This window comes from Providencia sp. CIM-Carb-044 (assembly GCF_033901115.1).
Taxonomy (GTDB): Bacteria; Pseudomonadota; Gammaproteobacteria; order Enterobacterales; family Enterobacteriaceae; genus Providencia; species Providencia hangzhouensis.
Map to the genome: position 1 here is coordinate 24067 of NZ_JAXADV010000021.1, position 7078 is coordinate 31144.

Annotated in this window: 7 protein-coding genes; all 7 read right to left on the reverse strand. The window is 37.5% G+C overall.

Annotated elements, in window-relative coordinates:
* Positions 1-446: 446 nt before the first annotated feature.
* Complete coding sequence (locus SJ312_RS21850; protein WP_153673665.1) at positions 447-1613, reverse strand: TPM domain-containing protein; 1167 nt, start codon at positions 1611-1613, stop codon at positions 447-449.
* Positions 1610-2206 (reverse strand): LemA family protein, encoded by a 597-nt coding sequence (locus SJ312_RS21855; protein ID WP_153673666.1) that lies wholly within the window; start codon positions 2204-2206, stop codon positions 1610-1612. Before SJ312_RS21855 ends, SJ312_RS21850 begins: the two co-directional genes overlap by 4 nt.
* Positions 2207-2323: 117 nt before the next feature.
* A complete protein-coding gene (locus tag SJ312_RS21860; protein ID WP_004256880.1) occupies positions 2324-2593 on the reverse strand; it encodes a type VI secretion system PAAR protein in 270 nt (89 codons plus the stop codon).
* An 11-nt stretch (positions 2594-2604) separates the two neighbouring features.
* On the reverse strand, positions 2605-3609 hold the full coding sequence (locus tag SJ312_RS21865) for a hypothetical protein (RefSeq protein WP_243154718.1): 1005 nt from the start codon (positions 3607-3609) through the stop codon (positions 2605-2607).
* Entirely contained in the window at positions 3521-5407 is a 1887-nt protein-coding gene (locus tag SJ312_RS21870; RefSeq protein WP_110591337.1) for a hypothetical protein, read from the reverse strand. The genes SJ312_RS21865 and SJ312_RS21870 overlap by 89 nt, the downstream gene beginning before the upstream one ends.
* Positions 5408-5418: 11 nt before the next feature.
* Positions 5419-6366 (reverse strand): DUF4123 domain-containing protein, encoded by a 948-nt coding sequence (locus tag SJ312_RS21875; protein ID WP_153674212.1) that lies wholly within the window; start codon positions 6364-6366, stop codon positions 5419-5421.
* On the reverse strand, positions 6359-7078 hold a 720-nt coding region (locus SJ312_RS21880), incomplete at its 5' end, for a bacteriophage T4 gp5 trimerisation domain-containing protein (protein WP_413776573.1). The genes SJ312_RS21875 and SJ312_RS21880, both read right to left, overlap by 8 nt.

Sequence of the window (7078 nt, forward strand, 5' to 3'; positions counted from 1 at the left end):
CCTTGTTCATTATACGAGTCATAAATGCTTTTGTTATAATTAATTGCATTCTGAAATGCATACATTTTAGATGAGTGTCTATCCATAAAACCCCAAAGTGTATAAAAAGCCATAAAGTGTATAAAAAGCCATAAAGAGTAACACGATAAAAAATGGGATCGTATTGGTTAGTTGACTATTACGCTGTGGTAAGTTATCACTCAATGCTGTTTATTGACCGCATCTAAAAAATACCAGTTTTTGAAGCTCCAACGGATCATCGTAGCGATGACCTTCCTCATCAATGGAGGTATTCAAAATTTACTGAAATACATGACAAGATTATTGGTACTCTTACTGAAAGGGAACATTAATTTAACCAAATCAATACATTTAATACACGACCAGCTAGGTGGGATTCACCTGACGCTTACTTATAAACCTAAATCAAGACCTTAGTAGACACTTTACCAATGCCCCGAAGCACCGCCACCACCGCTAGAACCGCCTCCCCCACCGCTTGATGAACTTGACGAACTTGATGAACTTGATGAGCTTGATGAACTGAAATCGTGACTGGAAGTAAAATTAGAAGCATGTTTATGGGATGTGTTTACTGAATATGAAGGTTGATAAAAAGGTGAACCAAATCGACTGAACTCACAAATCGCTTTCCATTCTTTTCTCTGCTGTCGATAAATAGGAAATAAGATATTGATGCCAATAAACAACACGGTTAATGAAATAAGGTTAAAGAATAATGATAACACCACCATCAGTAATAAGATAAAAGGGTTAACAATACCATTAAGAATTATTTGTGTATAAAAAATGACAACGACTGAACAAAACACTACAGGGAAATACAGCGAAAATGATGTTGGAAAATAGAATGAGTAATTCAGATAATTTTTTAACCGTTTTAGCTGATTTGCACCTATCTTATATCCTCGCTTTTCTGAATTTTTCTTTTTTTTACCTGACTGCGCTATCACTTGATTAATTTTTCTTTTCAATTTTTTCGTTGAAAATACAAGCTGAAAACAATAAATTAGCCCTAATATTATCACATAAATTAAAATAAAATGTGTTTGTAATATTTTAAGAGGAATAAGATCTGTCAAAGAATTCGTTGAGCTTATTGGTCTATCATTAGCTACATGAATGGCATTTATAATCCCTTGCTCAATACCCGTATAATAGTTTTCTGCTCTAAAATACGGCAACATATTTTTTCGAATAATTCTCCCAGCAAGAACATCGGTAAATGTCCCCTCATAGCCGTACCCGACTTCAAAGCGAACACTGCGGTCATTTATTGCCACAACAAGCAGTAATCCATTATCAAGCCCCTTTTTACCTATCCCCCATTGATTAAAAACACGATTTGCGAAAGTTTCGATATTTTCACTCCCAGTAGTCGGAACAATATAAACAACAAATTGCGAACCATCATTCCGATTATTTTCAAAATTAATCAATAAATTATTTAGCGTTTTGAATTGCTGCGCCGTTAATAAATTTGCACGATCAATGACCCTATCTATTTTTAATGGGGGTGTATTATTCACTGATGCGCTCGCAATAGCACTAAATAAAAGCAAGGAGAATAAAAATAAAATATTACGTATCATGAGTTAAAATCCACCGTTGGTGTTCTTTTGACTTCATGCCCATTCTCAACGTTAAAATTAATTTTTTTATCATACCCCATAGATTCCGCAATTAAGTTATAGGGGAATTGCCTAATTTGAGTATTATAATGGCGTACCGCCTCTATATACCGCCCTCTCGCAACTGAAATACGATTTTCAGCTCCCTCCAACTGTACCATCAGGTCTTGATAGAGTGAGTTTGCTTTCAATTCAGGGTAATTTTCTGAAATGACTAACAGACGTGATAGAGATTGCCCTAAATTATCTTGAGCTTTTTGATAGCTCGCAGAAATTTCAGGATCATCAAACACGCGACCATCCACATTAATTTTCCCGACAGACGCTCTCGCCTTTACAATTTCTTGTAACACATTGCTTTCATGACTTGAATATCCCTTAACTGTACTGACCAGATTAGGGATCAAATCAAATCGACGCTGATATTGGTTTAATAATTCTGACGCTGCCGCAGAGACTAACTCATCATTTTTTTGGATTGTATTGTAAGAATTAACTAACAGAGTAAAAATTACAACCATCACTAATACCAAACCTATCGCTAACTTGCGCATTAAATATCCTTATATTAACCACTTAATGTTAATATTGACTATCTGGTGTAACACTAATTTCTTTACTATCATCAATCCTAGCGAACTCAATTATTATCTGTCAGAACATCGTATTTTCTAACCAATTTTTACCGTTGAATTACCAATTAATACGCCACCGCAACTTACTGTATCACCTGTTCTGGCCGCAGGCTTGCCATCAATAAATACACTACTTGATCCACCAACGATAGTTCTTGAATGTCCACCGTGAGGCGCTAACGCATCTCCTTGCCGAGCAACCGCTTTACCATCGACTTTTACCGTTGGTGAACCTGTAATCACATGGGTAGGGCCATGTTTTCCATGGCCTGTATCAGAATCACCAATAAGAATAATGTTTGGCATAAATTAATTCCTTATCGAACAATCGTGACTTTTCCATCAATAATGGATAAATAGGGATTGTAGTGAAATGTTCGACCTTCAGGGCTAACTAATTTTATTGGTGACAGTCGGCTAAAACCAATTTCATACCGGAATATTCGTTTATCTTCATAAGTACTGAATATATAGCGACTCCAATCTATTTTAGCTGGCTTATATCCTTCATCTAGCATTTCTTTAAATTCTAGAGAGTTCCAAAATAGATCAGGGGAACTATTATCTGCATAAGCAAACTCATCCCATGATATTTTACCCATTGCTTTTAATTTGTTGAGATTTTTATCAGCAAAAGCTTGTTGTAGCTCTAAATAAAACGCTTGAACCTTAGGAATATCGGATTCCGTTACAGGCGTTGCTTTTTCCCATTGCCATTTGGGGAGCCCTTGTAAATTAAATTGGTTTTTTGCTTCTAGCATACTTCCTTCACTTTTTCTATTGGAGCCACCGAAATAAACTTGATCCATATTATGTTTATATTTATCGGAAATAATTATTTTTCCATCGTTATTTCCAGCTAATTTAATACCTGATATAAATGTGCTATTACCATTTTCGGATAACTTATTTAGTTCCACCTCACACCACATTTCCGGTGTTAGTTTTTCTTCTTCTGCTAGAACAGAATCATTATACATAATTAAACTTAATGTATTTAGTTCATTGGTTAGCATACTCGATATATTTTGGCCTGCAGAATACATCCCTTCAGTAGCATTTTCATTATCCATAATAAGCATATCATTAATTTTTATACCGCAGCCTGCATTATTAGAGGATAAATTAATCAAATAAATTTCATCCATTGTATTTTTTGCCATACTGACTCCACTAAAACCTAATACCATTATAATACTCGTTATATTCAATACGTTTTTCAACGAAAGACGCTTACCAGATCTCTGATGCCCCATAGCTTTCGTTAGATGGTGAGAAAATAGACCAACGATACTCTGATTTTTCTTTGGATAACGGTTCATGAATAATCCACTCCTTATCTAGTGGCTTGGTTGATTCTTCGACTTTGATATTCTTTTTTGAATGACCAAATTTACCAGCGTCATTATTCTCTTCTGTTTCTTTTTTTCCGATCCCTACACCATATTCAACACTCGCATAAGCCTTTATCCCCTCATGATAAAAAACAATCTCACCATTTCCATTTGGAACCCAAGCCGCTTTTACAACTGCGGTTACTTTCGCTTCCGCTTTAAAAAAGCCTGAGATACCATAATAACGAAAGCCTCCGCGGATGTTCGTTACACAGCTCATTGTGAACGATAAGTGGACATCACTACTTTTCTCATCAAATTTTGTAATGCCATCACTCTCTGTCTTATATTTTACGCCGCAGTTTAAAGACAGGTTAAAGGTTAAATCAAGCTGGACACCAATAAATGCCCCATCTTCCCCTCTATTGACCTTCCCTTCACTCTGTGTCCCCCTTTCTCGAATAACGGTGACAATAGTGTTGATACCAAAATAAGCAGCGAAAGCCTGTATCATGTCAAATGTGAATTTGAAACCAAAAAACGGGTCGCCACGTAAATACACATCGTATTTAGGCATGACTTGATTATTTTTTGTTAATGCAATTTCTCGGCTACCACTGACTTTGATTGTCGGATAAATAAGCTCAAATTTTGCCAATTCATATTCTTGTTGTTTGTACTTACTTGGGCTTTTATCTGGAGCGGTCGATAATAATCGATTAAAACTATCGACGCCTTTATTTACTTTTTCAAGCAAAGAAAGCTCTTTTTTCTTTTTTAATTGTGAGTATTCATGTTTCAGTTCAGCACTCCATTTTTTACTGTCCATCCCCAATATTTTTGAAATCGAGCCTTCAAATTTAATACTTGAGGTTGTCAGTTCTGTACCTGATTTTGTCCAGCCACTGTGAGGTTTTGAGCCGTTATGGCCCAACGCTTGGTTCTTTTGTGCAGTTAATTTTTTTCTCGCAACATCATTTTGACCTGTTGTTTTTTCATTGAACGCAATCGTTAAATCAATTTTGGTTTTTTGCTGTAAAATTAAATAGAACTTTGTATCAAAAACCGACCTCGAACCAAATTTTTGATACACGAAAGCCCCTGCATTTAACAAAATATTATTGTTGATTGAGGCATTATACATTTTGGGCTCAAACGGTTTGTGCCCACATTCTGCAATCGATAATCGATATTCTTGGGAATGCTTCAATCTACTAACGGCGTATTCATCATCCAAATCATTCCATAAATCAACGAATAAATCAGCCAACACCGTAAACGGATTCATCACCTCTGCACCAAATTGACGAAATTGTTTTGTGTAAACTAACGGAATATCTAATGCCTTAGCTGGCGTGACTTTACCCACAAACGTATTCTTGACTTCCCCAATCGGTTTTACACCTTGAGGTACTTGTGCCACTTTATTGTTATAAGATGTTGATTGCCCAAAGTCATAGGCAACATCACCATAGACATTTCCAATGGGGCACTCAGGATTATTAGAGACACATACCTTCGAACAGGTCTTTACCTTAAAAGGCACTGAGATTTCAGGTAAAAACGATTCAGGATTTTTTTCAATGTTGAAAATATTATTAAAATCAGAAAGCTCTGCCGCTAGAAAACTATTTTTACCTTTAAATTCGATAATATGAAAAAAATCTTTTTTAATCCCATTTTGGCGATAAGTTTCTTTTTGTTGACCAAATTCAATCTCGACTTCAAGTGTGCAATCATCGGGTAATTTACAATCACAAACGACCTCTGGATATTCTTTAGACACTGGCAATCTCCTTACGCACTGTACTGCCGATAAAAATCTGGAATGGTATTTATTAACATCATCGATAACTTTTCAATTTTATAAAAGTCCATTGCATCCGTTATTGATAAAATCACACGCCATTCCGAAGGAAGAGAATCCACATCATATATTTCGTAATAGACAAGAAGATAACAAAATAGACTTATTGATTTTTCGTGATTGATATCGTGTTCATAACAAATATCTACGATCCTTTTTGCATACTCAAAGTAAAATGCCCATGTTTTTTCATGACACAAATCTGACGTAAAATATTTTAATGAACGTATTTTGGGATTACAGATAGTTTGCAAGATTAAACTTTCAATCGTTTCATGTTCTTTTTGAGTCTGATATTTTTCAGTTGCTCGAACAAAAAAAAGTGCCATTTTCGCTGTTAATAACGCTATTTTTTGTTGAGATAATAATTTCATTTCTGCATCAGTAAAACGCATCAGCTTGCCCCCAAGCTTCGCATTATCCGGAAATCCGCGGCGCTCACGCTCAAAGCGGGAAGCGGTTTCCTCTCCCCATAACAATGTCTTCAGTTTCGTGATAGGACCTAAAAACACATGCAAACGCCAATTATCAAAGGTTCCAAGCACATCCCACACATTGCGAGGGTCATAAAAACGCCAAAAGACCGGCTTTTCTTGTCCCGGTATCATCACCATCAAGTATTTGCGCAGATGCTGACGTAACTCACGCATGGTTGCGTGCGTATAAACATAAATTCCCCAAGGCGTCTCTCGCGTACTTAACCAGCGTTGCACCTCTTCGGTCACTTCCACTAAATAGGGCGCTAATGACACAATTTCAGGTTGAATCGGTTCGCTGTATAAGCAACTCGCCGGCGGTTCGTGCTCGGCGAACAAATTAAAGACATCGGGCTCGGAAGCTGCATCGATAATGGCATAGCACGTTTCAGGTTTAACCATTTTCCGCCTCCTCTTGCCCTTCCTTCATGGGACAATGCGCCACAAAGGCCGCGCCACTGCTCGCAGCGGCTTTAAGTACCGCAGGGTTAGTTGCTTGCAGGATATCCCCAGGGCTTCCCCCTGAATTTAAGTTTATCGCCGGTCCTTTAATATCCACGCCACCGCTGTGAACAACGACAAAGCTTCCGCCCACTTTTAACGTGATTTTACTGCTGCTTTGTAAGGTGATATCCCCTTGTGCATTCACGCTGACCACACCTTGTATTGCCTTAACCAAATCCCCCTCAACCGAAAGGTGGTGGTCTCCTTCCACTTTATCTTGGTAGTTACCGGTTGTTTTGTGCGCTTGATTACCTTCAACCGTCACGGTCCGATTACTGGCAACAACCAGTTCATCGTTATGACCAATACTGGTTGTCCGGTCGTAATTAATCCGTTCACCCCGTGAGTTCAGCACATTGATGGCCAAATTCTTTTGCGCATGCAGATAGATTTCTTCTTGGCCTGCTTCATCTTCAAAACGCAACTCATTAAAGCCATCCCCTTTGTGGGTTTTGGTGCGAAATGTCGTGCGTGTTTTGTGTTTCGGTAAATCAATGGGCGGTCGATTACGGCCATTATAGGTACAGCCTGTAATAATCGGTTTATCTATATCATTGTTAAGATAGGAAATAATCACTTCCTGCCCAATTCTGGGGATGGACATAAACCC